Annotated in this window: 32 protein-coding genes and 1 pseudogene; 19 read left to right on the top strand and 14 right to left on the bottom strand. The window is 59.9% G+C overall.

The features are described from left to right. The first annotated feature begins 4 nt into the window (after positions 1 to 4). Entirely contained in the window at positions 5 to 529 is a 525-nt protein-coding gene (locus tag SJY41_RS17635) for a hypothetical protein (RefSeq protein WP_380783512.1), read from the top strand. A 38-nt stretch (positions 530 to 567) separates the two neighbouring features. On the opposite strand, the gene SJY41_RS17630 is transcribed toward SJY41_RS17635, so the two are convergent. Then, on the bottom strand, positions 568 to 756 hold the full coding sequence (locus SJY41_RS17630) for a hypothetical protein (RefSeq protein WP_380783511.1): 189 nt from the start codon (positions 754 to 756) through the stop codon (positions 568 to 570). Positions 757 to 1,106: 350 nt separating this feature from the next. After that, positions 1,107 to 1,439, bottom strand: coding sequence for a hypothetical protein (locus tag SJY41_RS17625; protein ID WP_380783510.1), 333 nt, complete (start codon positions 1,437 to 1,439; stop codon positions 1,107 to 1,109). A gap of 87 nt (positions 1,440 to 1,526) precedes the next feature. Between SJY41_RS17625 and SJY41_RS17620 the strand changes: the two genes are divergently transcribed. The 7 genes and pseudogenes from SJY41_RS17620 (at position 1,527) to SJY41_RS17590 (ending at position 4,537) form a co-directional block, all read left to right on the top strand. Then, entirely contained in the window at positions 1,527 to 1,658 is a 132-nt protein-coding gene (locus SJY41_RS17620; RefSeq protein ID WP_380783509.1) for a hypothetical protein, read from the top strand. A 61-nt stretch (positions 1,659 to 1,719) separates the two neighbouring features. Then, positions 1,720 to 2,052 carry a hypothetical protein gene (locus SJY41_RS17615; protein WP_380783508.1) on the top strand — a complete coding sequence of 111 codons (333 nt, stop codon included), beginning with the start codon at positions 1,720 to 1,722 and terminating at the stop codon, positions 2,050 to 2,052. 115 nt (positions 2,053 to 2,167) lie between these two features. Further along, the gene (locus SJY41_RS17610) at positions 2,168 to 2,821 is read left to right on the top strand and encodes an SOS response-associated peptidase family protein (RefSeq protein WP_380783507.1); all 654 of its coding nucleotides are present in this window, start codon (positions 2,168 to 2,170) and stop codon (positions 2,819 to 2,821) included. 39 nt (positions 2,822 to 2,860) lie between these two features. Then, a pseudogene (locus SJY41_RS17605) lies at positions 2,861 to 3,034 on the top strand (helix-turn-helix transcriptional regulator); the annotation flags it as partial. Between the two features lie 163 nt (positions 3,035 to 3,197). Next, complete coding sequence (locus SJY41_RS17600; protein ID WP_380784208.1) at positions 3,198 to 3,623, top strand: hypothetical protein; 426 nt, start codon at positions 3,198 to 3,200, stop codon at positions 3,621 to 3,623. A gap of 30 nt (positions 3,624 to 3,653) precedes the next feature. Next, positions 3,654 to 4,091 (top strand): hypothetical protein, encoded by a 438-nt coding sequence (locus tag SJY41_RS17595; protein ID WP_380783505.1) that lies wholly within the window; start codon positions 3,654 to 3,656, stop codon positions 4,089 to 4,091. A 53-nt stretch (positions 4,092 to 4,144) separates the two neighbouring features. Further along, positions 4,145 to 4,537, top strand: a complete 393-nt coding sequence (locus SJY41_RS17590; protein ID WP_380783504.1) for a hypothetical protein — start codon at positions 4,145 to 4,147, stop codon at positions 4,535 to 4,537. 37 nt (positions 4,538 to 4,574) lie between these two features. On the opposite strand, the gene SJY41_RS17585 is transcribed toward SJY41_RS17590, so the two are convergent. The 3 genes from SJY41_RS17585 to SJY41_RS17575 all read right to left on the bottom strand — a co-directional run bounded on the left by SJY41_RS17585 (position 4,575) and on the right by SJY41_RS17575 (position 6,523). Continuing rightward, positions 4,575 to 5,843: a Y-family DNA polymerase gene (locus SJY41_RS17585; protein WP_380783503.1), complete on the bottom strand. Its 1,269-nt coding sequence runs from the start codon at positions 5,841 to 5,843 to the stop codon at positions 4,575 to 4,577. Continuing rightward, positions 5,840 to 6,214 (bottom strand): LexA family protein, encoded by a 375-nt coding sequence (locus SJY41_RS17580; protein WP_380783502.1) that lies wholly within the window; start codon positions 6,212 to 6,214, stop codon positions 5,840 to 5,842. Before SJY41_RS17580 ends, SJY41_RS17585 begins: the two co-directional genes overlap by 4 nt. Before the next feature lie 105 nt (positions 6,215 to 6,319). Continuing rightward, positions 6,320 to 6,523, bottom strand: coding sequence for a hypothetical protein (locus SJY41_RS17575; RefSeq protein ID WP_380783501.1), 204 nt, complete (start codon positions 6,521 to 6,523; stop codon positions 6,320 to 6,322). A gap of 135 nt (positions 6,524 to 6,658) precedes the next feature. Here SJY41_RS17575 and SJY41_RS17570 point away from each other — a divergent pair, with 135 nt between their 5' ends. The 9 genes from SJY41_RS17570 to SJY41_RS17530 all read left to right on the top strand — a co-directional run bounded on the left by SJY41_RS17570 (position 6,659) and on the right by SJY41_RS17530 (position 17,198). After that, positions 6,659 to 6,895: a YozE family protein gene (locus SJY41_RS17570; RefSeq protein ID WP_380783500.1), complete on the top strand. Its 237-nt coding sequence runs from the start codon at positions 6,659 to 6,661 to the stop codon at positions 6,893 to 6,895. A 592-nt stretch (positions 6,896 to 7,487) separates the two neighbouring features. After that, positions 7,488 to 8,228 carry a hypothetical protein gene (locus SJY41_RS17565; RefSeq protein WP_380783499.1) on the top strand — a complete coding sequence of 247 codons (741 nt, stop codon included), beginning with the start codon at positions 7,488 to 7,490 and terminating at the stop codon, positions 8,226 to 8,228. Between the two features lie 651 nt (positions 8,229 to 8,879). Next, the gene (locus tag SJY41_RS17560) at positions 8,880 to 10,331 is read left to right on the top strand and encodes a hypothetical protein (protein ID WP_380783498.1); all 1,452 of its coding nucleotides are present in this window, start codon (positions 8,880 to 8,882) and stop codon (positions 10,329 to 10,331) included. Next, positions 10,331 to 11,128, top strand: a complete 798-nt coding sequence (locus SJY41_RS17555; RefSeq protein ID WP_380783497.1) for a hypothetical protein — start codon at positions 10,331 to 10,333, stop codon at positions 11,126 to 11,128. Before SJY41_RS17560 ends, SJY41_RS17555 begins: the two co-directional genes overlap by 1 nt. After that, on the top strand, positions 11,125 to 12,498 hold the full coding sequence (locus SJY41_RS17550) for a hypothetical protein (protein WP_380783496.1): 1,374 nt from the start codon (positions 11,125 to 11,127) through the stop codon (positions 12,496 to 12,498). Before SJY41_RS17555 ends, SJY41_RS17550 begins: the two co-directional genes overlap by 4 nt. Next, positions 12,479 to 13,153, top strand: coding sequence for a hypothetical protein (locus tag SJY41_RS17545; protein ID WP_380783495.1), 675 nt, complete (start codon positions 12,479 to 12,481; stop codon positions 13,151 to 13,153). Before SJY41_RS17550 ends, SJY41_RS17545 begins: the two co-directional genes overlap by 20 nt. 726 nt (positions 13,154 to 13,879) lie before the next feature. Further along, positions 13,880 to 15,775 (top strand): DUF262 domain-containing protein, encoded by a 1,896-nt coding sequence (locus tag SJY41_RS17540; RefSeq protein ID WP_380783494.1) that lies wholly within the window; start codon positions 13,880 to 13,882, stop codon positions 15,773 to 15,775. 37 nt (positions 15,776 to 15,812) lie between these two features. Continuing rightward, positions 15,813 to 16,217 carry a hypothetical protein gene (locus tag SJY41_RS17535; RefSeq protein ID WP_380783493.1) on the top strand — a complete coding sequence of 135 codons (405 nt, stop codon included), beginning with the start codon at positions 15,813 to 15,815 and terminating at the stop codon, positions 16,215 to 16,217. Between the two features lie 318 nt (positions 16,218 to 16,535). After that, entirely contained in the window at positions 16,536 to 17,198 is a 663-nt protein-coding gene (locus SJY41_RS17530) for a TerB family tellurite resistance protein (protein WP_380783492.1), read from the top strand. Positions 17,199 to 17,528: 330 nt separating this feature from the next. Here SJY41_RS17530 and SJY41_RS17525 read toward each other — a convergent pair whose 3' ends face one another. The 9 genes from SJY41_RS17525 to SJY41_RS17485 form a co-directional block, all read right to left on the bottom strand. Beyond that, positions 17,529 to 17,975 (bottom strand): hypothetical protein, encoded by a 447-nt coding sequence (locus tag SJY41_RS17525; protein ID WP_380783491.1) that lies wholly within the window; start codon positions 17,973 to 17,975, stop codon positions 17,529 to 17,531. A gap of 199 nt (positions 17,976 to 18,174) precedes the next feature. Then, a complete protein-coding gene (locus tag SJY41_RS17520; protein ID WP_380783490.1) occupies positions 18,175 to 19,341 on the bottom strand; it encodes a tyrosine-type recombinase/integrase in 1,167 nt (388 codons plus the stop codon). 423 nt (positions 19,342 to 19,764) lie between these two features. Beyond that, positions 19,765 to 20,928, bottom strand: coding sequence for a VapE domain-containing protein (locus SJY41_RS17515; protein ID WP_380783489.1), 1,164 nt, complete (start codon positions 20,926 to 20,928; stop codon positions 19,765 to 19,767). Between the two features lie 231 nt (positions 20,929 to 21,159). After that, positions 21,160 to 21,540, bottom strand: coding sequence for a hypothetical protein (locus tag SJY41_RS17510; RefSeq protein ID WP_380783488.1), 381 nt, complete (start codon positions 21,538 to 21,540; stop codon positions 21,160 to 21,162). A 146-nt stretch (positions 21,541 to 21,686) separates the two neighbouring features. Next, a complete protein-coding gene (locus tag SJY41_RS17505; protein ID WP_380783487.1) occupies positions 21,687 to 22,073 on the bottom strand; it encodes a hypothetical protein in 387 nt (128 codons plus the stop codon). A 78-nt stretch (positions 22,074 to 22,151) separates the two neighbouring features. Further along, positions 22,152 to 22,508 (bottom strand): hypothetical protein, encoded by a 357-nt coding sequence (locus SJY41_RS17500; RefSeq protein WP_380783486.1) that lies wholly within the window; start codon positions 22,506 to 22,508, stop codon positions 22,152 to 22,154. Positions 22,509 to 22,635: 127 nt separating this feature from the next. Beyond that, positions 22,636 to 23,262, bottom strand: a complete 627-nt coding sequence (locus tag SJY41_RS17495; protein ID WP_380783485.1) for a DUF4230 domain-containing protein — start codon at positions 23,260 to 23,262, stop codon at positions 22,636 to 22,638. Next, positions 23,259 to 23,696, bottom strand: coding sequence for a hypothetical protein (locus SJY41_RS17490; protein WP_380783484.1), 438 nt, complete (start codon positions 23,694 to 23,696; stop codon positions 23,259 to 23,261). The genes SJY41_RS17495 and SJY41_RS17490 overlap by 4 nt, the downstream gene beginning before the upstream one ends. Positions 23,697 to 23,706: 10 nt before the next feature. Continuing rightward, positions 23,707 to 24,063 (bottom strand): hypothetical protein, encoded by a 357-nt coding sequence (locus tag SJY41_RS17485; RefSeq protein WP_380783483.1) that lies wholly within the window; start codon positions 24,061 to 24,063, stop codon positions 23,707 to 23,709. Between the two features lie 32 nt (positions 24,064 to 24,095). Between SJY41_RS17485 and SJY41_RS17480 the strand changes: the two genes are divergently transcribed. Together SJY41_RS17480 and SJY41_RS17475 are read left to right on the top strand one after the other, a co-directional pair. Next, on the top strand, positions 24,096 to 24,410 hold the full coding sequence (locus SJY41_RS17480; protein WP_380784182.1) for a helix-turn-helix transcriptional regulator: 315 nt from the start codon (positions 24,096 to 24,098) through the stop codon (positions 24,408 to 24,410). Positions 24,411 to 24,425: 15 nt separating this feature from the next. Then, positions 24,426 to 24,656 carry a DUF1413 domain-containing protein gene (locus SJY41_RS17475; protein ID WP_380783482.1) on the top strand — a complete coding sequence of 77 codons (231 nt, stop codon included), beginning with the start codon at positions 24,426 to 24,428 and terminating at the stop codon, positions 24,654 to 24,656. Positions 24,657 to 24,660: the final 4 nt, after the last annotated feature.

Genomic DNA, 24,660 nt, shown 5'->3' with positions numbered 1-24,660 from the left:
GCCGGTGACCACCGCAGCAACGACCTCTGGCACGTTACGCGCTGGCACCTCGGTTCCGCTTAAGATGAGCGAACCGTTGACTACGCTCGGCAAGAAACTGAAGGTCGGGCAGCGTTTCCAGCTCGAGACGGCTGAGAACGTGATGATCGACGGCAACGTGGTGATACCGGCCGGCAGCCCTGCCACCGGCGAAGTCACCGAGGTCCGCAACAAGGGCATGTGGGGCAAGTCGGGTCGTATCAACGGTCGTGTGATCTACGTTCGTGCCAACGGTCGACAGATTCGGATGTCCGGCCAACTGGACGATAAGGGCACTACAGGGACCGCGGCCGTTGTTGGGTCGCTTGTCATCATCCCGATCGCAGGGTTCTTCATGACTGGAACCAGCGCGAACATACCGCTGGGCACCCCTGTCACTGCTTTCATCGACGAGGACGTGTCGGTTGCGTTCACAGGGCCCGCTGCGCCCATGCTCGTAGCTCCCGCCGCCGTGGTCCCGGTAGCGGCGCCGGTCATCATCGAGAAGTAATCGAACCGGCGCGGGTCGGTATGCCCGCGCCAGTTTGTTCAGACAGGCTTGGCGCCAGCCGTGCCGCACTTCGCAAACTTGCCATTCGCGCTCTTGCACCGAACCGTCTTGGCCGGCGCCTTCGGACATTTGGTGAAGCGCCCCTTGGCGTCCTTGCATGGCGCAGCCATTGAGGGAGCGCTGACTAGCAACGACAGCGAGGCGGCGGCGAACAGCAGGTTACGCATCTGGCTTTCTCCTGCCCGAAGACCGGGCGGTAAGAAACTGCCCCGCCGCCGCCAGCGCGTCAACAATCTGCGTTGAGCCGATTACACCGGGTCCAGATCGCGGTAACCCGGCCGGGCTCCAGGAGTCAGGACCAGGAGGGCTTGCCGCATAGCTTTGACCGTATCCCGCTTGCCTGTGCTCGTTGATCGAGCCTCGTTGACGCTGTCCAGCTCGCAGATCGTCAGCGATCGCCCAAGCTGTCGTTCATAATGCGAAATGAACCTGCTGGGCTTCATGTCACGGTCATAGGTTAGGTCATCGCTTTAACCTAATGTTGGGTTGATCGGCATCGCCGGGTTTGAGTTACACGCTACTGCTCGGTCTCGCTGGACGCGACCGCACCCATTGTCATCGCCAGCAGCGACGCGCCGCGCTGTTCGTGATCCACCTTCAGGAGCCGGACCCAGTGCGCGATGTGTTTGCCTGCCGCCTCGACGCCTTTGCGTTGTAGCTGCTGGGTAGTCAGGTTCGTGTCGTTTTGGATAACCGACGCAATCGAAAGCGCGAAGAAGTCGATGATGTCGTCGGCGATCAGTGCCTGGTTGGCCGAGTTTGCCGCTAGGTACTGCATGACGATAGGCATGATCTCCTGAAAGAGGTCGATTTTGGCTTGGTCGTCTACCTTCATGATGTCCGCGGGCATGCTGGCGTCCTCCGTTCGTGACATGTATTGCGCGAGGCCGGGAAGCGAAAGGCGTGGCCGATTGGTCTCGCCAGTATCGGAGTCGTCATGAACCACCCTCGAGAATGGTTTCAGCCCAAGATCGTGGGCATCGGTTGGACGCCGCGAACCTGGGAGGGCTGGACGATCATCCTTGCCGTGATCGCGATCGGCGCCGCAGTCGGGCGGATCCACACCTGAACCATCGACGTGCAGCGGCGGCATATTGCGCGGACCAACAAAGCGGGCTTAGGTTGAGGCGATGGAAAACACCGCCTCGCAGTTCGACCTTGTCGGCCAGCTTCGCGCGCTGATCGCGCAACGCAACGAAGCAGCGGAGGCCTTCGATATATTCAAGCAAGCTGCGGCGATGGCGCCGGCAGCGGACCTGCCGGCCGGTGAATTATCATCAAACGACGCTGCAGAAGCCGCCGCCGAGGAAGTCGACACGTTTCGATCGCAAACCGAAGGCGTGATCGCCAGCGCGAACGATGACGAACTTCTAGGAGCGTATCAGCAGACCGGGGGTGAGGTGGGTGACTTGGGGGCCGAGACGCTCCTAGACGAAATTCGACGCCGGGCGCTCGGCGAGTGAAGCGCGAACGCGACAAACCCACGTCGCTGGGAATGAAGATCGAGTTTGCGTTCGTTGGCGCGCTTCTCGTTGCGGGTGCCGTATCGACGGTGGCGACGGTCGTAGGAATGTTCTGATGTGTAACCGAGCGAGGTTCAGTGGTGAGCCGGAGACAATTACCGAGCGCTTCGGCGCGGAATGGCTGGCCCCGAAGCCGATGGACAACCGGTTTGACCCCAAGGAGCTGCGCCCGTTCGGTCGAGCCTATGTCGTGCGGCACGAAGGTGACCGCCGCGGGCTCGACGTCATGGAATGGGACGTCCTGGCGGGGCAGGCCAAGCAGGCCGGTCGCAAGGTTGCGCAGACCAACGTGCGGACGCTTCATCTGCCGCAATGGCGCTCGCTCGTCACCGATCCGGCAAACCGGTGCCTGATCCCCCTGACTGAGTTCTGCGAATGGGCGCGCGAGCCCACCGACCTCGGCGACGGCAAGAAGCCGATAAAGGGGGAGATGTGGTTCGCCGTTACCGATCAGCCGGTGTTCGCCATCGCCGGCTTCTGGCGACAGGTCGGTGACCAGCGCTACTTCGCGATGGTCACTTGTGACGCGAACGAACTGGTGGCTCCTATCCACCCGAAGGCGATGATCACGATCTTGCTACCGGACGACCACGAGCGGTGGTTGACCGGTAGCTATGACGACGTTGTTGCATTGCAACGTCCATATCCGACCAATCAAATGACAGTTCGTGGGCCCGTATTTCCGACAAGGGTAGTGGGAAGCAAGTAATCGCTTGGTGTTTTCGAAATAATTGATCCTTATCGGATCATGTCCACCGACTCATTCTCAAAGCTATCTCCCCGGCATCGGGATTGCCTTCGGCTGACATTCAATCGAAAGAGAACGAAAGATATTGCCAACATATTAGGCATATCCGCGGGGACCGTAAGCTCTTACTGCGCCGAGGCAATTCGTATTTTAGGCGCAAGGGACAGAATACAGGCCGCCGAGATGTTCGCTAAATATGAGACCGCTCACGCCCCATTATTATCGGGGGGCGGTTTTGAATGGGTGGCCCCCGCCTTTGATCCTTTGCCAATCCCTGTCGAAGAAGTGCAGCCCGCAATAGTGCGACGGCTTCCTCTTCGACAGGGAGTGCTAGGCAATGACATTGGTATCCTCGGACGCATTGGCTGGGTGTTCGTCCTCGCACTTTCAACGGCAGTCGGATTCGGAACCCTCGCCGCCGGCGTTCGCGCCACTAGCGACATCGTTGCCGGCCGGAATGCAAATCGCTGAAAGACACGATCACGCTCGCGCCATCGTGGGCCGCCTTCATCAGTTCGAGCGGTTGCTTAGAATGGCAACGGCGGTCGGTAGCCGTTTATCGGCAGAGCTTGCCGAGGAGTCCGAGACGGCAGGTCTCTCCGCGATTTTCGGACATCAAATGCTGGTCGCCTTCGGCACCGCGAACATGCATGTAGTCACGGCGCTGAGTCATAGCGCTACCGGACACCGCCAGTTGGAGCGGCTGGGGAGTTTACTCGGCTATGACCCCCTCGCGTATGGCGATGTCCAAAAGGACCCTTAAGTTTTCGACGGCGCTTAAGGGGACAGTCTGATGATCCGCATCGCAGTATTTTATTTAGTGCAAATCATAATCACGCTGCTCGCAATACGGCGGGGCGGGGCACCCGAGCGGATCGTCGGCCTCGCGCTATTGAGTGCCACGATCGGAACTACACTAATTCCATTCGAACCTCACCAGACCTTTCATGGGATCAACTGGTATGCATTATATATTGACGGCGTCCTGCTTGCGGTCCTTTTGGTCATCGCCGCCCGCGCTGATAGATATTGGCCCCTATGGCTTGCGGCTTTGCAAGTCGTGACGATCGGCATTCATGGAGTTCGGGCATACGACCCGTTCTTTCTCCCCATCGTATATGCCAGGCTGGCTGGCGACATCGCATATCCAATGCTCGCCCTTCTGCTGGTAGGAATAGTGCGGCATGATCGTCGTTCTGGTGATGCTGATTGGTCCCCGTTTAAATGGTGACAGTCCTCCGCCATCCACCCGACTATATCGCGTCAGAGATAGCCGAAGCCGCAATGACGCTGATCGCAGCAGCAACGTTTGAGCACAGCTTGTCCTGTTTGCCTCATCCGGTTGTTGCGGCCCGTATCTATCGCCAACGCCGCGTAAGGGATCGGGTCTTCGGAGCTCAAGCCGATACATTCGGAGATCCGGCGTGGGACATCTTGCTTGATCTTTGCGCTTCGTCAGAACCCCGAAAGCGCATCTCAGTCAGCAGCGCGTGCATCGCCGCCCGCGTGCCTCCGGCGACTGCGCTTCGGCACCTTGCCCGGCTCGTTGAGCAAGGTTTCGTCGAACGCCTTGCAGACAACGTTGATAGACGACGGGTTTTCGTTCAGCTCACCAAGCATGGGCAGGCGCTGATGCAGGAATGCTTGGCGGACATCAGCGGCGACGCCTGCCGTTAGCGACCGGTATCGCAGGCAAAGATACGCGAAATTACCTTTACGCTTGAACCGTCGGTACCTGCGAGATTTCGGTCGTCCAAGCCGGCGACCGCATCTCAGACCGCATCTTCCACTCGCGCTTGAACCCTTGCGATGCCGTAATAGCGGTCCAAGTGCCGAACTTGCCGTTGATCGCGTCGAGCGCCCCCATCAGCCGATCGCGTTTCGCCGTATCCTCTTCGAATAGCGTACGCGGCCGCTCATCTTCGGGAAGCAGATCGTCGAGCATGATGCCGGCCTTTGTGTAGGCGTAACCGTCACGCCATGCCTTCTCCGCGCCTCGCCTGGCCGCCGCGATCAGTTCGAGGCTGTCGTTCGTCATCGGGTGCAGCGTCACCACACGCGATGCGCCGTACTGAGGTCGGTCGGGTTTATGCTTATTCGTGTGGAAGAACGTGGTCAGCCGTGCGGCGACGAGACCGTGCGATCTTAGCTTCTCCCCGGCCCGCAACGCGTATTGTGAAAGCGCGCCCATCATCCGCTCGAAGTCGCAGATCGGCGTTCCGAACGACCGGGTTACAGCCATCCCCTTCCGCCGCGGCTCGACAGCCTCAACCGCATTTGACGGCACACCGCGAAGCTCCGCCACCAGCCGCTCAAGGACGACCGTCCCGACAGCACGCGCTTGCTTCATCGGCATATCACGCAACGCCCCAGCGGTATGGATCCCCAGGTCGGTTAACTTGCGAGCGGTCGCACCGCCAATTCCCCACACGTCACCGACCGCGAAGGCGTGCATCACGTCGCGTCGTACGTCGTCGTCGCGAAGATCAGCCACCCCGCCAAACATCGGATTCTTCTTGGCCGCCGCGTTCGCCAACTTTGCCAGTGTCTTGGTCTCAGCGATGCCGACGCAAGTGGGGATTGTCGTCCACTGCTGGACCTGAGCACGCATCGCGTTCGCGTGGGCAACGAGATCCCGGCCCTCAAATCCCGCCAAGTCCAGGAATGTCTCATCGATCGAGTAAATCTCGAAGTCACGGGCGAAGGACTCGCAGGCGGCGATCACCCGGCGCTGCATGTCACCGTAAAGCGCATAGTTCGACGACCGAACCTGGATGCCGTGTTGCCGCACCTTGTCGCGCAGGTGGTGGATCGGATCGCCCATTTTGATGCCCAGCGCTTTCGCCTCGGCCGATCGCGCAATGGCGCACCCATCGTTGTTCGACAGCACAATGACCGGCACGCCGACCAGGCTGGCGTCAAAGGCACGCTCGCAGGAGACGTAGTAGTTGTTGCAGTCGATCAGGGCGACGGGCGCGCTCATGCCATCTTGCGCGCAACGCCGACGACCGTTCCCCAGATTTCGACGTGCTCGTCGACTAGGATGTCCGCGAACCCCTCGGCCTCGGGGACAAGCCAGTGACGTCCGTTGACGTATCGCAGACGCTTCAGGGTCCGGTCGCCATGCACCAGTGCCACGACGATCGCGCCGGCCTTCGGCTTCTTAGCTCGGTTCACGACGATCAGATCGCCGTCGATGATTCCGGCACCCGCCATCGACCGTCCCTCGACGCGCATGACGTAGCTGGCGGCGGGGTGTTCGATGAGCCACGCGCTCAAGTCGATCGGCTCCTGCATGTCGTCCTGCGCGGGCGATGGGAACCCTGCGGGCGTATGGACGAGGAAGAAAGGCACCTCGCACGGCACCAGCTCGAACGGGACGTCGTGAAGCCTCAGGGCATCGTCACGACGCGGCAGCGGGACGACGACTTGGTGGTCTGAGTTCCTTGAAAACATGGCCTAGAGGATGGCGGCGAAGAGGAATTGCTCGTGCTGAGCGGCCAGAACCGACCGGGCATCCTGTGCCGCACCGACGGCCTGCCGATACTCCACGGTTCCGAACCGCTCGGCTTCGTCGAAGCTGAACGGCGCTGAATCCACAGGCGGGTAGACGTTGTTGTAAATGGCGCGCGCAGCCGCTCTCAGCTGCAGATCGTGCTGCATTTCGTTGCTCCATCAGTGTCGAGTCGCCGCGAACGGCATGCCCATAGCTAGGCGCGAACCGGACTGATTCGCAAGAACATTGCAAGAACATCAATCTGATGCGATTGGCGGGACAACGATTTGAGGAACGCGAGAATGATCGATCACGATGATGAGCGGCAGGAACGAAAACCGGCGTTCGGGCAATGGTTGGTGACCCAGAAGGACAGAAGCGACCTCGTCGGTCAGCTCGCGATCGGCGCCGTTGCGGACCACCGTTTTCCCCGCAATGCGGACCCCGAAGCCGTGCGCAAGCATCTGACCACCATGCAGGCGGAGGGCGACATGTTCGCAGCGGTCGACGACGCCGAATCCGATTGGCTGTCCGCTTGACGCATCATGCATGGGAACAGGCTTTCGTGCTGATGTCCGACCACGGGCAGATGGGCGCTTGCAAGATCGTAGCATCCGGTATGGAGAAGACGCCGCCGGGTCAGCGGGATCAGCTTCGACGATGGGAGGTGTTGGCTGACTGACTGAACGCTGTGGCTGATGCTAGCCGAACTAACCACTGATGCGCTAAGCAATCCGATGGTTGCCTAGCACGGGTAACGGTATTCTCTCGCCCGGTCGCGGGTGATCGTGATGGGGTGGCCTATACGAAGCCTTACCCTCATGCCGATTTTACAGGCCAGAAAGACCAGTGGATCGCAGCGCGGGGTAACGTCACTGAACTTGCCATCTCGCGCTCCTGGAACAGGCAAATCAAGTTTTCGACGAACAGGGCCCGCACATGGCCAGTGGCAAAACCTGAGCCAGCGGCGTCAGCCATCTGCCTGCCTGCCAGCTATCAGAATGTTCGAGGTCGGCGCGGTCAACCTTGAGATTAAATATCCAGACGGCGTACATGACGCTCCACTATCAACTGAAGAGTGCTTGCCCCGTCGCCATTGCCCTGTTGGACTGATTATTCTGGAGGGATAATATGCTTGATGATGACCGCGTCGATACCGTCAAGCGGTTGCTGTTCGATTACGTGAAGAGCCCATCTCTGCGGCACATCAAAGACACCTACATGCTGATCAAGCTGGCTCAGGATATCGTCAAGAAACTCGATAGGGGCAACTCGCCCTGGACGAAGTGGACCGGTCCTCGCGAGCAACTTGTCGAGTCCGCCACCGCCTGCTGGATTCCGATCAACGACCTACAGGACCACCTGAACCGCATGGAAGGGCCGAAGCTATCGTTCAGCGACGTGGAGCAGCGCCTGAAGGCCTTCGCGGATGAACGTTACAGTGAGTACCCGCGCGATGAACTACGGGAAGGCTGCCTCGCTGTTTACGAAGCTGAGAAGGTGCTGGGGACCGAGGTGCCCGCCATCGTTGGCGTGTTGCGGGATCACATCGAGAAAGAGGAAGAGCGACTTAGGCAGGAACAGGACGCGCATTTTCGGCAGCTCAGGGAGGCAGAAGCCGCCGCGGCCGAACAACGGCTTCTATCTGGCGCCGACTGCAAGTGGACGCCTCAGCAAGGGACAAAGGACGTTTTCTGTCGAGTGAACGGGCGACTCTTCCGGCTTACAACCACGACCGACAAACGGGTTGAACTGTACCGGTCGGAGGGCCTCGAAGCCGGGAAGGGAACGTTGCTTGGTCGGTACCTTAAACGCGGCGACGCGACCAAGGCCGTTGCGCAGATTGCGTACCAACCGGAGTTTCAGCGCTAAAGCAAAGCCGATACTAGCAGCCGAGAAGCTATTTCAACGGGCGATGATGCTGTCGAGCGTCGCCGTCAAAACAGTCCCCGCGGGAACAACCCCGGTGCCGCTCGTGATGTTCAAAGTGGGCGCCCTGTCCCGTGGCACCAGCTCGATGCGCTCGAACACCGCCGCCGCACTCGACGCAGCGCATCCGACGGCTCCTTGGCATTCCAACCGCTGCTTCAATCTCGATCGTTTGCCACCTGCCGTTTGCCCAAAGCTCGCAGGTCGTTGATCTTGTCAAACGCTCACCTCTCGTAACTCGCCGGCAACAGATATTAACTACCGGGCGGTATCCTACACGTGGTGAGAGCTTGCCCTATCCGGGAAAAACCCGGCTGTACCTTGGGACGTCAACAAACCATGGAAGAGCGATCGAGCGCTGACTAGCCTAGCCGCAAACTAGCCGCCCAGCAGGCATCGGTGAACGAGTACGGCATGCCTGAAAGGAATACACTACGGTGACCGTCAGCCTCACTACGCATGCAATCTCCAAACAGTTGATTAGCCTGAGTTTCGACGTGCTCATGAAAAAGGCAGCCTCGGAAAATGGCTTGTTCAGGTCGGCCTAGCCCCATAGACAGGCGACTAGATAATCTAACAATGAAGCGGGGGGCCATGTCCGCAAGCAGTGCTTACGCGGGACAGCTGGCTGGCCGTCTCGAAGAATATCGCGATCTGGGACGCAAGGAGGCAACGAAGCATCGTCCGCCTACAACTGCAACCCACCCCGACACGCATGAGGTGGCACTGAAATCGCAGGCCGACGGGTTCGTCAGCCGTGAGCAGTCGGCCTTTGACGCAGTCGTCGCTGATGCCGACCGCTCTACGCTGGACGCAACTAGTCGCGTCGTCGAACTACGCTCCGACATCGCCCAGGCGCTCGGCGACAATACCATCATGACACGTGTCGGTGCCGAGCTAGCAAGCGATCGGACCGCGTTGGTTGACGCCACAGCCGGTAGAATCCGTGCTGAGGTCGCATGGCGTGGCTTTCGTGCGACGAACGGCATTACCGACTTGGCCGATTACCCGGAAAGCAAGATCCTCCACTGGGCAATCATCATTGCGCTTTCGTTGGTCGAAACCATCGCTAATGCTTTCTTCTATCGCAACGACAGCGGACTGCTGGGCGGCTTCTTTGTCGCTTTGGCCGTCGCCGTCGTCAATATGGGCTCGTCAGCGGGCCTGGGAACGCTGTTCCGCCGGAAAAACCTTACCGAACCGTCTCAGAAATACTTCGGCTGGGCTGCCTTAGCGATCTTCCTCCCGCTCACCCTTTTCTGCAATGCCCTCTTTGCCGCCTTTCGGTCGGCGTTCGAAGCCACCGCCGACGCTGGTGATGGCGGGCAGCTACGCGACGCTTTCCAAACGGCATGGGCGGAGGCCGGCGGCTTTTTCGTCGCGCGCTTCCACTTCGGCGACCTGTCCAGCTTCCTGCTTTTCATGACCGGGCTCATCCTCAGTATCATCGCTTTCTGGAAAGGCTACACATCGGACGATCCATATCCGGGCCACAGCATGCGCGACCGAAAGCTGAAGCAGGCACGTGAGGCGGAGACGAAGCGGCAGGATATGGTGAAACAGAAGTTGAAGGATTTCCTCGTCACCCACCGCAACCACGTCCAGGGTTTATCCGGGGCGACCGGCACCATGATCACGATGCTGTCGCATCGCACGAGTGCACTAGGACATGCGAAGCGGACACTCGAAGCCAACGCAGCCGCAGTGGAGCGCGATTACCATCTCGTGCTAGACTCATACCGTCAGGCGAATCTTGCCATACGCGGCACCGCACCTCCTGAATACTTCACCGAAAAGCCGAACGTTGCCGAAAAGGTCAGCATTCAGGCTGCGGCACCTGTCGAACAGGAGATGCAGACCGTACTCGATCTCTTGGAGACGCTTCAGCGACAGCACCGTGATGATCTCAACGGAAAACTGAACCAACTTCAAATGCAAATGGCAGATGTTCTGAAGACGACCTACGACGAGTTCCTGGAAAGCGTTGACCGTGACGCGCAGACTGCCGTGCAGAGGGACATTCAGGTCCTTCCGGCCACCGCGTGATGACATCTTTCTCGAAGAAGGATCAGCAGGGGTTTTTCATCATTGCCGGGGTGGTGGCGGTACTTCTCGTAATATTCGCCTTCAGCTACAAATTGTCGAACAAACCGAAGCTCGACGACCGGAGTTGTCCGGCCACCATCGCACGTTCCACCGCGATCGTAATCGATCGGAGCGACGACACACCGTCGCAGACGTTGGAGGAGATCGTTTCTCGAACTAAGCAGTTCGTGACAGAACGTGCCGAACAGGGAGAGCTTGTCTCCTTGTTTGAAATCTCAGGCGCGTCACGCACCAACTTGAAACCGGTGTTCAGTGTTTGCGTTCCGCAGCGAGATGGCAACGACATCTACGAGAACCGCCGTAAGATACAGCGACAGTTCGCCGAGCAGTTTACCAAGCCTCTCGACGCAGCGTTAACTGGTAAATCTGCGAAATCGGACAGCTCGCCCATCTCCGAGGCGGTCACCGACCTCTCCGCGAGCAGATACCTCGCCGCACCAGCAAATCGGCTGATCGTCTTCTCCGACATGCTCCAGAACAGTGATAATGCCTCACTTTACCGGTGCACATCCGCGAAGACGGCGATCGAGGAATTCCGAGCGCATCGGGCGGGTGCGATCGAGCGGCCCACCTTCCGCAACACGGCGGTCGAACTGAATATGATCCCGCGTGAAGGCTTAGGCCACGACGTTGTCAAATGTCGCGACAGGTTTTGGGCCTGGTTCTTTGGTGACAATGAAGGCGCCGAGGCTAGTTTAATGACCAAAATGCTGCCGGGCGGCGCGAGGGTTCAGTGACCGACTTCAACTATTCCATCGTCCTTACCCGGTGCATGCTGTTGTCGGCAGTGGCGCTTGCCGTCGGCGTGGCGTTCCCAATCCTACCTCCCGCGACGAGTTTCCTCGGCGCGCTCGTTCCGCTGATCTGGTACCATACCATGTTCCTGCGGCCGCGAGCGGTCGAGGGGCTGCCCCAGCCGGCAATCGACAGCGTCTATTACTACGGGTTCCTGATCACGATCGGCGCGCTTGGCGCGACGGCGCTAGATCTTTCCCTGCACGGTATGAGCGACGACTTCGCCCCCGTCGCATTCCAATTCGGTCTCGGCCTGCTCGCCACCGGCTATGCCGTCTGGGCCCGAGTCCACCTGACGGCTTCGACCAGGATCCTCGACGAGGATGAACTACGGATCATCATGAGCCGGCAGATCGCACAGTCACGCGAACTTCTCGGTAACGTTGAACTGGCCTCGTCCTCCTTCGAGGCCTTCGCTACCGCCCTCGTGCATCGCTCAGAGCAGTTCGCGCTTGATGCGGAAGCGCGATCGCGAACGTCCATAGACGCTGCCATCAAGGCCTTCTCGGATGGCATCGCAACGATGACAGAACAGGCGCAGGTGGCGCTCTCAGATCTCCGTGGCTTGGTAAACGACGTGACCTTCGGCTCGGAGCGGCAAGCGCTACGCAACAGCGTCTCTGCGATGGTGGAGACGGTGACGGAACTGAGCCAGAGCCTGGATCGGCTTCGCACGTCTTCTTCGGCAGGCGCCGGCAGCGTCAGTGAATTCGCGGGCAGCCTTGAACGGGTCAACCAGGCCGCCTCTGCCGCCGGTGGACGGCTGGAACCGCTGGGGCAGGAGGACGGTGCCATCGCTCGATTCGACCAAGCCATGCGAGGGGGCGGTGAGAGAGCCCGTGAATTCGTTGCGGCGGCCGCAGGGGCAACGACCGCCGTGACATCCTTTGGCGAAGCTGGGGCCGCAGGGCGTCAAGCAATGGACGCAATCGGGCGTAAGGCGACGCTGACCGCCGCAAAGCTGGAAATTCTGGGCGACGCGCTCAACGCAGTGACAGCATCTGGAGATGGCCTCACCGAGACGACTTCTCGATTGGCTGGTCTTCGGGATGCTGCCGAAGCAGGGGCCGGCGGACTTCGGGACATCCAGGCGCGGCTCGCTGCATTGCAGGTTACCACCGGCAGCCTCGACAACGTCCTAGGAAAGGCATCCGATGCCCTTGGAACAGCGATCGGAACTGGCGGAAAGACGATTGAGGCAGCGATCCATCGCTTTGCGGAAACCATCGACGAGGCTCAGTTGCACGTCAAAACCAGCATGATGGAACGCGTCGAAACCCTCGGGCCGAACGATGTCTCAGCAGCGCTCTGACAGCATCTTCCTGCTGACCTTGGTAGATTTCCTCATTCAGGTCATCTTCTTCGGGCTCTTCATCTTCGTCGTCTACCAGACGGTGCTTCAGCGTGACCGCCGCCGCTACGATCCCGCGGCGGTTGCCCGGGCGGTAGAGACTGCCGGCGTGTCGAACCTAACGGAACTGGTCGACGAGCTTAGCAAGCTCGCCCCGGTGCGGCTGAAGGGCTTCAACGCCACGCTGGGGAACGAAGCGAACGAGGCGCAAGTGCGTCGCGCGGCCGAGGCGATCAAGGAGGCCGGCGGCGCGTCCGGAGTGTCGAACGCGATGCAGCGCCTGGCAAAGCTCGAACGAGGAAGCGGTCTACCCGCGTGCATAGACGATACCGTTGACGGCTCCCGCCGAGCCGTCCCACTCGCGACAGCCACCGGAACGGGCAGCAGCATCGTCTTCGATGCACCGACGCCGCAGTTGAACGCACTGCTGGCCGATATCGGCCTAGGATTCGAGTCGGTAAGATCGCTTAGCCTGCGCGACTTCCCCCGCGTCTTCCAGCGTGTCCTGACCAAGCATCCGAACTGCCGCTACACCATTGTGCTTCGCGAGACCACGCGCCTGGTCAACGCTCGTGATGCAGCGGGACAGATCTTCTATCTGAAGCTGCGTCGATGACACTCATCCGGGTCTAGCGGGTCGCCTTGATCAGCAGCCTGCCTACGCCGCTAACCCTGCGATCGGAGATCACACCCCTTGCCATTCATTCTAATGCTTGCAACCATCGTAGTTCCGGCGGGTACGACCTTCCGTTGCACGCCTACCCGTGTATGGGACGGGGATGGGCCAGTCTGGTGTGCGGAAGGACCTCGAATCCGACTCGCCGGCGTCGCGGCGCGTGAAACCGATGGCACCTGCCGTTCCAACCAACCCTGTCCCGCCGCCACAGCTGAGCAGGCGAAGGCTGCCCTGGTCTCGCTAGTTGGGCATCGGACGGGCACGTCGAAACAAGGGCACGCGCTCGTGACGGGTCCAGTGATAACGTGCCGTTCGGCTGGGGGCGCTGGCGGTCACCGTACGGCCGCGTGGTGTATGTCGCCGCGCGTCGGAGATCTGTCCTGTGCGCTGGTTGCCACCCGAACCGTACTCATATGGCCACGTTACTGGCATGGGCATCGGTGCGGCTTACACAGCCGACCGGTTTAGCAGCCAAAGCCGTTTGCACGGATCCGACCGAATGCGCGCAGCGAGGTTTAACCAATCCTGCCGGTTCGATGAGCGCGAATTTGACCGCTGCCCTCGACGCAATCCATGCAGTGAGTTGAACAGACCCGGTCACACGCTAGAGGTTCATCTTCAGCGCCTCATTCTTGGGGTAGTGCTGCCGCACGGGGAGAAATAACGTTGGACGCCAAACCGCTATCTGTTGGAAAAATTCTTAGCGAACGCCAGCGTTTCGTTGTTCCCATTTACCAACGCACCTACGCTTGGACTAAGCGCGAACTGGAGCCCTTGCTCGAGCAGATTGTGGGCAAGTCCGACGAGTTGCTAAAGACCGGGAAGGTCGCCTTCTCCCACTACATGGGCGCTTTGTTGCTCATCCCCGACGCCGACCCAGTCTTCGGACGGATTCAAGCGTTCAACGTGGTCGACGGACAGCAGCGCCTCACTACTTTCCACCTGTGCTTCGCGGCGCTGCGAAATCTGGCGGCACATTACGGCGAGCAAGGTATCTCGGCGCAGCTCTCCGACTTGGTCGTGCATAGCAGCAACACGCCAATGAAGGAGCCTGCCATTGAGCGGTACAAACTCGAGCCGACTACGTATGATCGCGCTCTCTTTCGCGACCTCATTGATCTCGACCGCCCGGAACTCAAGGTGCGCTATCCAGATGCCTTCTATAAAAACGGCAACATTCACCCAGCGGCACCGGCAGCGTTATGTGCCTACGACTTCTTTTGGTGGTCCGCGGAAGCTTACATTACGGAAGACGCTAATCTCGACCGCGCCAAGCCAGATGACGGTGTAACCATCTCGCAACGGCTTCTTGCGCTGTCGACCGTCCTCTTCGAACACTTCCGCCTAATTGTGATCACCCTATCTGCCGATGACGACGCGCAGGTCATCTTCGAGACATTAAACAGCGGCGGCAAACCTCTGGCTGCGATGGATCTCGTACGAAATGATGTGTTTCACCGGGCAAGTAGGCGCGGTGAGAGCCAACAGCTTCTCCTCGATAATTACTGGTCGGTCTTTGAGACACATTTTTGGAAGCAGGAAGCGACACAAGGCCGCATAAAGAAGCCTCGCATTGACTTTTTCCTCGCGCACGCTTTAGCGGCAGAGCAAGGAAAAGCAGTAGCACTCGGCGAACTCTTTGCTGAATATAAGTCGTTTGTGACCCGTATCGGCTTCAGTGACATGGCTAGCGAGCTAAGGGCGCTGACCAGATACACGTCCACTTACGCAACTTTGGCGGAGCCGACCGGAGATAGCTCGTTGGCGAGGCTGGGACGCCGCTTGAACACCTTCGACGTCTCGACCGCCTTCCCTTTGGTGCTCACCATATCCGCGTCAGACGCAGCGGAGGATGAAAAGGCCCGCCTCTATGATCTGATTGCTAGCTATGTTGTTCGCCGCGCCCTCTGCTATCTCACGCCCAAAAACTACAATAACGTGTTTGTCGAAGTCGCGGCATATTTAAAGGCAAATGGAATCGACGAAGCGGCGTTCTCAGCCTATTTCGCGGGCAAGTCGGCAAGTGATACCGTACGCTTTCCAAATAACGTAGAGCTCACAGCAGCAATCCATGAGCGCCCTCAGTATGGATGGATACCACAGAACAGGCTTCGCTTGATCCTTGAGGAACTGGAGTTTGCTGCACGAGACAAGTTCAACATCAACGGCAATCTACAGGATGGTCTTTCTATCGAACACATCATGCCGCAGAGTTGGCGAGCGCACTGGCCGCTTCGAAGCGGTATCTCGGCACCCGCCGACGACAGCATGATAGCGGAAGATGCGGTGCGCTTAGAGATCAAGAAGCGCGAAGCTTCGATACATACTTTGTCAAACCTCACCCTGCTTACTCCCCCGGCGAACTCGCAAGTGAGCAACGGCGCCTTTGACGCCAAGCGAGTAAGGCTGAACGACTCGCTCCTTAAAACGAATGTTGCAATCGCGGGAGAAGCGGTATGGGATGAAGATGCCATAGGACGCCGGGCAGATGCGCTATCGCGCTTCGCAGCGCGAGTTTGGCCATATCCCGCAGCAATTATATCGGCGGATGCAAGCGCCTAAGATAAAGGCGACGAGTTCGGCGCAAGAGGTGAACCCAATGAATGACGTGCTGATGCTAAAGCTGGCCACGCGCCGGGAGATTGCGGACAAACTCGATCGCCTCGCCGTATCCGCGGACGTCAAACTGCTGATGACTCAGCTGGCCGCTCTCACCATGAAGGTCGGGAACGCCATTGTGGAAGTCGGGTGCCGCATCATGTCATTCGTGTTTGAGACCGCGAAGCTTTTTCCTCACATCACGCTGGGCGTGGTCGTCGGCTTCACGATGTGGTGGCTGATTGGCTCTGCGGCGATCCTGGGCGCCCTGCTGGGACCGATAATCGGCCCGCTGCTCGTCGCGTTCGGCCTCGGGGTGGGTGCGATGGCTGACGTCGCGGACGGTGGCCTTCGCACGCGGGTCGAGAAGTTGGCGCGGTCGTTCGAAGCGCCGATCAAAGGCTGAACGCGTGTAAACAGACTTCGAGCAGGTGATCGCGGACCCTCTCCGTCTCAAGCGCAAGCTGCGTATTGGTGAAGACGCCTACAAGCTCCTTCGCACACGCAACACGCTGAACTCCCTTTGGGAGACCGGCGGCGCAGGTTGGACGGGCGTCGGCGTCGCCAAATCGGCATGGGTCGCGAGTTCGTTCTTCGCGCCCGCGGCTTCCACAGGCGTAATGGGATGGCTTGGTCTGGCCGCTCCCGCCGCCGCCGTCACACCGATCGGATGGGTGGTTGTCGCCGGCTTGGTTGCGGGCGGTGGCTACTACGGCGTCACGCGATGGCTCGCGAGCGGCCCCGACCGCTTCGTCGACACCATCCCGACTTCATCAACACGCCGATCGACTTGCTCGGAGCAGGACTCTTCGACCTGACGGCTCCACTGGCTATGCAGGTGGCGCGTGCCGACGGTTTTATCCACGACGCCGAACGCGAGACGATCACCGAGCACTTCGTCCAAGACTGGGGATTTGATCGAGCTTACGTGGCGGCGGGTTTGCGGCTGATCGAGAGTCAGACGGACGCCGGACGAGTGACCGGGCTAGCCAAAGCTTTGGCGGAATTCCAGCGAGCTAGCCTCGACTGCAACCCGCGAGCCAGGCAAGACGAGTTGATGCAGTTTCTGAGGGAAGTGATCGAAGCCGACGGCGTCATCAATCCGCGAGAGGAGCGGGCGTTGGCGGCGATAGACGCGGTCTTCAAGTCAGAACGCGCTGTGATCTCGCGAGAGACCTCTCGTCGAGCACGGTCGATGGCCATTGGCGTGCGAGACACAATAGAGAAAGGAGCCACGGCGGCGGGTGCCGCAGTCGTGGACGCGACAAAAGCGGCGGGATCGTCGTTGGAAGTCGCGGCAACCGTGGTGCGTACCACCGCTGAAGAGATGGCGAAGCGCTCCGCCGCCGTCGCCGACCGGATCAAGCAAAGTCGGCAGCAAGGCTAGGCAATCCTCAAACGGACCGATCGCGTGCTTTTAGGTCGCAAACCGGGTGGCCGTTTGGCTGAGCCAGGAACGCGAGTAGACGGCGGCGCGGGGTAACGTCGCCGAACCGCGCTTTTGTGCTTCTGGAACACGCAGATCGAGTTTTCTGTGAGCACGGCTCGCACCCGTCCGAAGTCACGCACGAGCCACGGGTCAGCCCCATCGCGGCCGCCACGACGTGCGCATGCACATCCCACCGCCGCCTATGCCAATCCACGCCCTCGCCTTTACAGGCGGCTATGAGGACGATGGTTTGATCATGCTGTGGGGACCGTATCGTCGTAGCTGCCGTTACGATCTGTTCGCGTAACTGGCCTTCCGAGCAGCGGTGACGATATCTCTCGGGGCATTCATAGGCGGCTTGTGATAATCAATCATTAACCACTTCAAATGTACAATTTCTTTCGGCGTCATTGGAGGCATCATCCTAATGACGTAGGCTTCTACGCTATCGCCGGCTTCTCTTACCTTTTTCATTCCGTGGGACGAGTTACCCGTTTGAGGTCTCAAACGCCCCCGCGCCAACCCAGCTCTTAGCCCAGCATATTTTTGAGCAGCCGCCCCAATATACATCACACGGGCGCCCTGTTTTGCGGCGAAGATGCCGGGCACATGCCCAAGTGAAGACTGCAGCTCTCTAAAACCGTTGGGTACGTGTTCCCATCTTAAGTCCCAGTCAGCGACAGAGACCTCCGCTATTACCCGATCACCCGCCTTACTATTTTTATCTGTTGTCATGCTGATCAGTCCTGGATTTAAGGTAGCGTGTTCGGCGTCTGTCAGTACGTCAGCATGACGGCCCGCCTGTTGCTCGCAACCCTAACGCGCGTCTTTGCCTCGGCCAACTTTGTCCACATCGGCCGGCAAAAAAAAAAAGCTTCGAAAGGACCCTCACCCGCGCACCGACCAAAGTCAGCGAGCGGGTGAGGAAAAATTGTTAGACTGATTGGGTTTGCTTGGCGGCGCCCGCCTCGACCGCGGCGAGCAGTGTGTCGTTCGCCAGATGACTGTATCGCTGTGAGCTTTGGTAACTGGCGTGGCCCAATACCTTGCCGATCGCGAAAAGATCGACGCCTGAGTTGGCCATGAAGCTGGCGGCGCTGTGTCTAAGATCATGGATTCGAAGGCCGGGCAGCGACGCGATGTCACGGGCCGTCTGCCACCCATGCTTGATCGTCGTCAGGTGCTTCTTCGGGTCCTTCGGGCTGGGGAACAGAAACACCGCCCCTTCAGCCTTCGGCAGATTCCCGATGATGTCCACCGCCGCCTTGGCCAGGGGCACATGCCGAGACCGTCCGGTCTTCGAGGTCGGCACGTGCAGTGTGCGCCGTTCGACGTCGACGTGTTCCCAGCGGGTCGAGAGCAGCTCCGACACCCGCATTCCGGTCAGCAGCAGTAAGCCGACCACGGCCGCGAGTTGCGGGTTACGGGACGACTCCGCCGCAGCGAGTAGGCGGGTCGCTTCGGCGGACGTGAGATATCGCTCGCGCGCGTTGTTCAGCGGCTTGCTTTGAATACCGCGGACAGGGTTCCGCTCACATCCCGGCACACCCCAGCGGGCGCCAAGCTCGAACGATCGGCCAAGTATCGCTTTCAGCTTTATTACGGTGGCGGGCGCCAACCCTTCCGCCCTCTTGTCGGCAAGCCAATGAGCGACCGCGCGGCCGTCGATGTCGGTGAGACGCACCTTTCCCCACTTGGGTAAGATATGGCGCCGCACGTACATTTCAGTCGTGTCGTAACTGCGCTGATGTAATTTGGCGTCGGCGAGATGTTGGGCCGCCAACTCCGCGTACTGCGGTATCGCTTTGATCGCGGCCTTCGCCGCCGCCGGGTCACCGCCGAGCGTGACCTCAGAACGGAGCTGACGTGCCTTGCGGCGAACTTGGTCGAACGTCGCGTCTTCAAGCTTCGCAAGCTTCACCTGACACTGGCGACCTTGCGCATTCTCAAATCGCAGATGCCAGGTTTTGCCCCCGGATGAGCGAACTTCGAGAACCAAACCGATACATGTCGTTCCGTCGTCGTAATAATCTTGCTTCTTACGGCCAGGTTCACATTGAGCAGTGAGCGCGAAGGCCGCGGACAGTTTAGCTTTAGCCATAAAAAATACCTTGTTTGAGTGCGTTCACGCGGAGCCCCGGAGGGCGCGCGGTCGCTGGGTGGGGGTTGAGGGCACGGGGCGGGGGGTCGGCACCGTGAGCTCAGGCAAATCGTGTTCTGGTGAAGCGTGGGCGTGGGCGTGGGCGTGGGCGTGGGCGTGGTCGAGCCGAGTGATCAGACCGCCCCGAACGCGGTTGCGCACGGGCATCGGATCGAGACGCATGAGACCGGATACAAACCTTCAGCCGGCCGGGAACGAAGCCCCGAGTTGGAACCGGGACAACGCAAATCATTCCAAGCGGTTGGCGAACGCCGGGGCGCTGGTGGGGGGAGGGGCAGCACCGCGGCAAACTCCCGAGGCACCCCGAGGCCGGTCGACCTGTCCCAGGGGTTTTTAGAACTGCTCCCCCTCCCCCCACCTAGATCAGTCAAATTTCGACTTCGAACCCTCTGGTTTTAGAGCTGATGGTGAATCCGGTTCGGCACGCAGCGGGATGCGCCACCGGTCCCGACCCTGGATGCGCCTCGGTTCCCCGAACCAGCCGCGGAGCAAGGTGGCGCACTCTTTCGCCTGTGCATTGGTGGGGTGATCGAACCCCGCCGCCTGCAGAACCTCAGTCGGCGTCATCGGCCGGCACTGGCTGACGTCCGACACGTCTGGGTCCACGACCGCGAGAACCTGATCGCGAACCACACTGACGCTGAGGTGCCGGCTGTTCTGCTCGTCCAGCATGCGCTCCTCCTCAGGCGTCAACCACCACTGCTTACCGGCCTTCAGGTCCTCGGCGAGCTGGGCGAACAGCTGTTGCATGTCGATGTCGTGGTTGAAGTCTATGTGCTCCACGGCGATCGTCCACCAGCGGGAGTTGCCGGTGGGATCTACGAGGAAGTCGCTGGAGTTGACGGTCGCGTAAAAGATGGTGCGCCGCTGATAGTTGGCCGCGACCCGACCGTAAGGCCGCCGTACCTTATCACGGTCTGCTGTGAGGAAGCCCTTCAGTCGGGCCACGTCGCGTTTGAACGAGCTGTCCAACTCCCCGATCTCGACGATTAGGTGATCGATGGCGCCGAGCAAGCTGTCCTTGTCGCCCGCGTCGAGATGATGGTCCACCTTGATCAGCGAGTCCCGCAGCATTGGGTTGTCGATCAGCCGGAGACCCCAGCTGGTTTTGCCGATGCCCTGAGGCCCCTGAAGAGTGAGCACACCGCGGCACCGGAACCCGTCCGGCATCAACGCCGCCGCCGCACCGCTGAGAATCCACTTCGTCATCAGCAGGTCCTTCAGCTCCACGGGATAGCCTTCCCTCGCTGTGATCGTGGCGCAGAACGCGGGAAGGCGATCAACCCCGTCCCAGGGCTTGCTGGTCATCCACAACGCGGCGGGATTGTACGCGTTCTCGTCGCTGATCGCGTCGACCATCGAGGGCACGAGCCCGGTCTGCATGCCGTATCGAAGAGCCAGGCTCTGCAGGTGCGTCATTGCGACGCTGTCCGCGTTTTCGGCCGTTCCCACGAGCCACGGGACGATGATCTCGGTCCGCTTTTTGATGACGTTGTAGCGAACGGTGATGCCGTTCCGGTCGACCATGAAACGCACGTTGTCGATTGTCGCCGGGGGGCCCTCGCCCCTGTTCGGCTGATCGGGGAAGTCTTGTGAGTCGATGTCCACCGGACGCGTGGGATTAGCACTAGGTGCACTCGGCACCTTGAGTTTGGGTGTATTCACTGCCTTGTCCTCTCGGTTAGGCTTCAAATAACGGTGAACGGCAGCCCTACTAGAGAGCCGCCGGACACGTTGCGCCGATGGCGCAATTATGGTTCAGCGGAAGGTGTTGGTTTCGACTGGCGCACTGGGTTCGAGGTCGCCTTCGAACCAATCTTCAGAGAAATGCGGCGCGTTGAGATACAGCGGCAGAAAGACGCCGTCCGGCATCCGCTCCCACAGAAACTTACTTGGATTTAAGCCCTCGAAGAGAAGCAGCAGACTCTTCAACTTGTCAAAGGATGCGGTGCAGCCTCGGGCGTACAACTCCCTTCGGAGGGAGCCGGTCGTGTGCGGATACCGCTCCACTAGGCAGAAGATGACGGCAAGGATCGTTGTCGTGCTCGCCGCCGCCATATCGAGCCGAATTTCGGGCTCACAATCAAGCACCCCACGGATGCCGGGCACCCGAGACAAAACTTGTTCAACGTCACTCATGGAAAAACATCCTGCGCTCATGCCGACACACGCGGTCGGCGACTGATACGCGCCGTTCCCGGAGGACCGACGGCTTGGGCGGATGCCTTAGAATACAACCGGCTGAGCCAGTTGCTGAGCGCAGATAGGTGACGTGCAGATCGGCTTCAAGGTTTGCTGTAATGTCGGCAAAGATTGAGGAGATCGGTGGGCACTTGATCAGCGTCTTCGATGAACAGCACGTACGCGAAGGTGCTGCCAAAACTCACGCTCAACTCGAACCAGCCGCCGTGATCGGTCAGCCAATCCCAGTGCGCGTGAAAGCCCGGCTCGCCGAACCGCTTGCCGTCGATGGGCTCGACCAGCGGCGTGAAACCGACGTGACGGATTGTGTCGGCCTCCGTGTCTCCGGGCTCAACTACGAGGTATTCCGTCCAGTCGATCAGATCCTCTCCCAACGCCGCTATGCGTTCTGTCAGCAAGCGGTGAAGTTTTGGATCGAGGTCGCCGGTCAGCGCGAGAGCCATCGTTTCTTGGTTGTGTAGATGCAGCATGTAAAATCCCTTCAGTCATAAAAAATGCGCCCGAGGCTGATGCCTGGACGCTTGCGGTCGGTCGGTAATGCGGGGTGTTTAGGCGGCGGCGTGACGGCGCAGCAGCAAGCTGATCGCGGGGTCGACGTCGAGCGTGTCGGGCACGAACAGGACCAAGCCGAACCCACTGTCGGAAGTGATCATCACGGCTTCGAGAAAGCCGTCTTTGCGGGTGACGTACTCGAACAGCGGTTCGAACTCGGGATCGCCGAGCCGGCTGCCGTCCACGAGGTTGGTGGCGATCGCCACCCCGGCTTCGGCCTCAACCTCCGCGAGTGTGTCGTCGGGACGCACGACGATGATGTGCACGATTTCGTCCAGGCCGAGCCCGTCCTCGGCCAACTGATCACGCCGAAGCGTCAGCAGCCGTCGAAGTGCGGGGTCGAGCAGCGACACGAGAGCGCGATCCATGTCGGCGGAATTGCGGATTGAAAGCATTGCGTTTCTCCAAATGCAGAAAGGCCGCCGGGTCGCCCCGACGGCCTATGGTTTGTGATTATGGTGCCGGCGGATGCCGGCGGGTTCAGCGGAAGGTGGCGATCACCTTCACGTCGGGTTGCCCCGCGATGCGGAGCGGTATTTCGAAGTAGTTCGTGACGTTCTCGATCGCCCGCCGCCGGGCCGCGTTGATGAGGCCGGCTTGTTGAGCCTGCGCGACCATCGCCCGACGCGCGGACACGTAGTTCATCTTGCGCATCGCCTCGACCTGGTCGTCGTCCCAGGTCAGAAGGCCACCGTTGATGGTGGCGGCGTTCTCCGGTTGAAACGCGATGTCGCCGATCGTAACTTTCGGCAGGCGCACCGTGACGAGTTTCGCCGTCTCATTGAACGATACGTCCGCGAGCGTGAGGTCGGACAGATTCATCTGGTAATTGACGACCGCCGGCACGCTCAACTCCTGCCGCCCGCCGAACAGCCACCACTTCGTTCGCTCGGTGCGGACCCGCGCGTCACCCTTGTATGAGAAAACCAGCAGCCGGTTCTCCTCGCGAAGGCTTGCGACCGTTGTGGCGAGCACCTTTGTTGCAGTGATCTGAAAGAAGCCGTCATGTTTGACCTGCTCATCCACCGGCGTCTTGTCGGTGACCGCCCAGCCGACAGAGATGGCGCCGAGATGCGTCGCGATCAGCGCGGGTGCCGACACTCTCATGCCGGCGTGACGGTGCCCGGCGTGCAGTCAATCAGTTGGGCGCCCGAGTTGCCGTCGTACTTAGGATCGACGACGCACTCCGCGGTTACCGCGTCGTTCTTGTTTAGCTTAGCCGTGAAATCGGCGTGGCGCTTGTCGAACCGGAATTCCCCGACACTGCCGGGAGCACGGGTGGTCAGCAGAACCGAAATCGTACCGTCCGTGTTCTCACCGGCGGAGAAAAACGATCCGCCGAGCAGCAGTCGCTTACCGCCCCAAGTCCGCTTCGCCTGGATCGCGTTTCCATTGTACGCCTTATTCAACTCTTCCAGCAGTTCGCGAGGCGCGTCTGTAGCGGCCGGCTTCGTTTCCGAACTTGATGACGATCCCGAACCGCAGGCGGTCAGGAGAGCGGCGAGAGCGATTGCGATGTAACTGTGCTTTTTCATGGTCATTCTCCCGATGTCAGCGTTTGAAGTGAGCTTCAGCGAAAGCACGGCAGGCGGTGCGAGCTTTGATGATGTTGCGGCCGGTCGAGACTCGGATAGTCTGTTCGTTGATCGGCTCGATCTCGCGCCCCCGTGTCTCGGCCTCGTCATAGGCGCGAGCGGTTACCAGCGATCGGCAAGCCACCAGCAGTGCGCTCGCCTCCGGGACGAACTGGTAGCGGGAATAGCGGACCTCGACGCTGAATCCGCCGGGGATGTCCTTGACAGTGAAGTGGGCGTTCTTGTCGGCGACCTCGGTCAGCGGTCGGGACACGTCCGCTGGATGGGTGCAGGCGGCAAGCGCCAACGCCGTTACGGCAATGAGATACTTCATGGTGTGCTCCTGTAAGAGGCCCTGTGTCGGGCATGGTGAGACACCAGCCACCGGTGAGATTACCGACGGCTGGAGCCAAAGCTAGAAGAAATGAGACTCATAGTCCGTGGTATGATCGACCACATATCGGCTCAGTCCGGTGGATGGATGCCCGGCACCGACTGGCTGTGAATATGAAGCGGCTGCGCAAAGAGCGTGGTTGGTCGCAGGAGACGCTGGCCGATGAAGCAGGCCTGGATCGGACCTATGTCAGTGGCATAGAACGGGTAGTTCGGAACCCTACGATTACGGTAGCAGAGAGAGTAGCGCATGCGCTAAAGTGTACTTTAGGTGATTTACTGGACTAGATCTTAGGAAACCAAATGTTCGAATTGGACGACAGCGAGCTGGAATTGGCTCAAAATCTCATAAACGACTGCGCTGCTGGTCAGTACGAGGTTGAGGACATCTACCGGGAGTTCTGGGAAGCCATTCCTCACCGAACGACGTTTGGGCGCCGCTTTAAAAAGGCCGTAATTGGTGGCAAACTGCGCGGTATTCGTTGGATGCATCGTAGCTCGGAAAATCATCAGGTTTATGAGTTACTAGGTTAACACC

The organism is Sphingomonas sp. R86520 (assembly GCF_042466285.1).
In the GTDB taxonomy this organism is placed as follows: domain Bacteria; phylum Pseudomonadota; class Alphaproteobacteria; order Sphingomonadales; family Sphingomonadaceae; genus Sphingomonas.
This window is presented reverse-complemented; position numbering and strand designations above follow the sequence as displayed.

Bases quoted from the DNA above. Each gene is read 5' to 3' on its own strand.
- SJY41_RS17560 (WP_380783498.1), top strand. From the start codon at position 8,880: ATGTCCGCAAGCAGTGCTTACGCGGGACAGCTGGCTGGCCGTCTCGAA.
- SJY41_RS17505 (WP_380783487.1), bottom strand. From the start codon at position 22,073: ATGCTGCATCTACACAACCAAGAAACGATGGCTCTCGCGCTGACCGGC.
- SJY41_RS17595 (WP_380783505.1), top strand. From the start codon at position 3,654: ATGATCCGCATCGCAGTATTTTATTTAGTGCAAATCATAATCACGCTG.
- SJY41_RS17620 (WP_380783509.1), top strand. From the start codon at position 1,527: ATGAACCACCCTCGAGAATGGTTTCAGCCCAAGATCGTGGGCATCGGT.
- SJY41_RS17555 (WP_380783497.1), top strand. From the start codon at position 10,331: ATGACATCTTTCTCGAAGAAGGATCAGCAGGGGTTTTTCATCATTGCC.
- SJY41_RS17545 (WP_380783495.1), top strand. From the start codon at position 12,479: ATGTCTCAGCAGCGCTCTGACAGCATCTTCCTGCTGACCTTGGTAGAT.
- SJY41_RS17480 (WP_380784182.1), top strand. From the start codon at position 24,096: ATGGTGAGACACCAGCCACCGGTGAGATTACCGACGGCTGGAGCCAAA.
- SJY41_RS17600 (WP_380784208.1), top strand. From the start codon at position 3,198: ATGACATTGGTATCCTCGGACGCATTGGCTGGGTGTTCGTCCTCGCAC.
- SJY41_RS17610 (WP_380783507.1), top strand. From the start codon at position 2,168: ATGTGTAACCGAGCGAGGTTCAGTGGTGAGCCGGAGACAATTACCGAG.
- SJY41_RS17570 (WP_380783500.1), top strand. From the start codon at position 6,659: ATGATCGATCACGATGATGAGCGGCAGGAACGAAAACCGGCGTTCGGG.
- SJY41_RS17495 (WP_380783485.1), bottom strand. From the start codon at position 23,262: ATGAGAGTGTCGGCACCCGCGCTGATCGCGACGCATCTCGGCGCCATC.
- SJY41_RS17510 (WP_380783488.1), bottom strand. From the start codon at position 21,540: ATGAGTGACGTTGAACAAGTTTTGTCTCGGGTGCCCGGCATCCGTGGG.
- SJY41_RS17625 (WP_380783510.1), bottom strand. From the start codon at position 1,439: ATGCCCGCGGACATCATGAAGGTAGACGACCAAGCCAAAATCGACCTC.
- SJY41_RS17535 (WP_380783493.1), top strand. From the start codon at position 15,813: ATGAATGACGTGCTGATGCTAAAGCTGGCCACGCGCCGGGAGATTGCG.
- SJY41_RS17590 (WP_380783504.1), top strand. From the start codon at position 4,145: ATGACGCTGATCGCAGCAGCAACGTTTGAGCACAGCTTGTCCTGTTTG.
- SJY41_RS17490 (WP_380783484.1), bottom strand. From the start codon at position 23,696: ATGACCATGAAAAAGCACAGTTACATCGCAATCGCTCTCGCCGCTCTC.
- SJY41_RS17565 (WP_380783499.1), top strand. From the start codon at position 7,488: ATGCTTGATGATGACCGCGTCGATACCGTCAAGCGGTTGCTGTTCGAT.
- SJY41_RS17615 (WP_380783508.1), top strand. From the start codon at position 1,720: ATGGAAAACACCGCCTCGCAGTTCGACCTTGTCGGCCAGCTTCGCGCG.
- SJY41_RS17525 (WP_380783491.1), bottom strand. From the start codon at position 17,975: ATGACAACAGATAAAAATAGTAAGGCGGGTGATCGGGTAATAGCGGAG.
- SJY41_RS17475 (WP_380783482.1), top strand. From the start codon at position 24,426: ATGTTCGAATTGGACGACAGCGAGCTGGAATTGGCTCAAAATCTCATA.
- SJY41_RS17575 (WP_380783501.1), bottom strand. From the start codon at position 6,523: ATGCAGCACGATCTGCAGCTGAGAGCGGCTGCGCGCGCCATTTACAAC.
- SJY41_RS17530 (WP_380783492.1), top strand. From the start codon at position 16,536: ATGGCTCGCGAGCGGCCCCGACCGCTTCGTCGACACCATCCCGACTTC.
- SJY41_RS17485 (WP_380783483.1), bottom strand. From the start codon at position 24,063: ATGAAGTATCTCATTGCCGTAACGGCGTTGGCGCTTGCCGCCTGCACC.
- SJY41_RS17520 (WP_380783490.1), bottom strand. From the start codon at position 19,341: ATGGCTAAAGCTAAACTGTCCGCGGCCTTCGCGCTCACTGCTCAATGT.
- SJY41_RS17585 (WP_380783503.1), bottom strand. From the start codon at position 5,843: ATGAGCGCGCCCGTCGCCCTGATCGACTGCAACAACTACTACGTCTCC.
- SJY41_RS17630 (WP_380783511.1), bottom strand. From the start codon at position 756: ATGCGTAACCTGCTGTTCGCCGCCGCCTCGCTGTCGTTGCTAGTCAGC.
- SJY41_RS17515 (WP_380783489.1), bottom strand. From the start codon at position 20,928: ATGGTCGACCGGAACGGCATCACCGTTCGCTACAACGTCATCAAAAAG.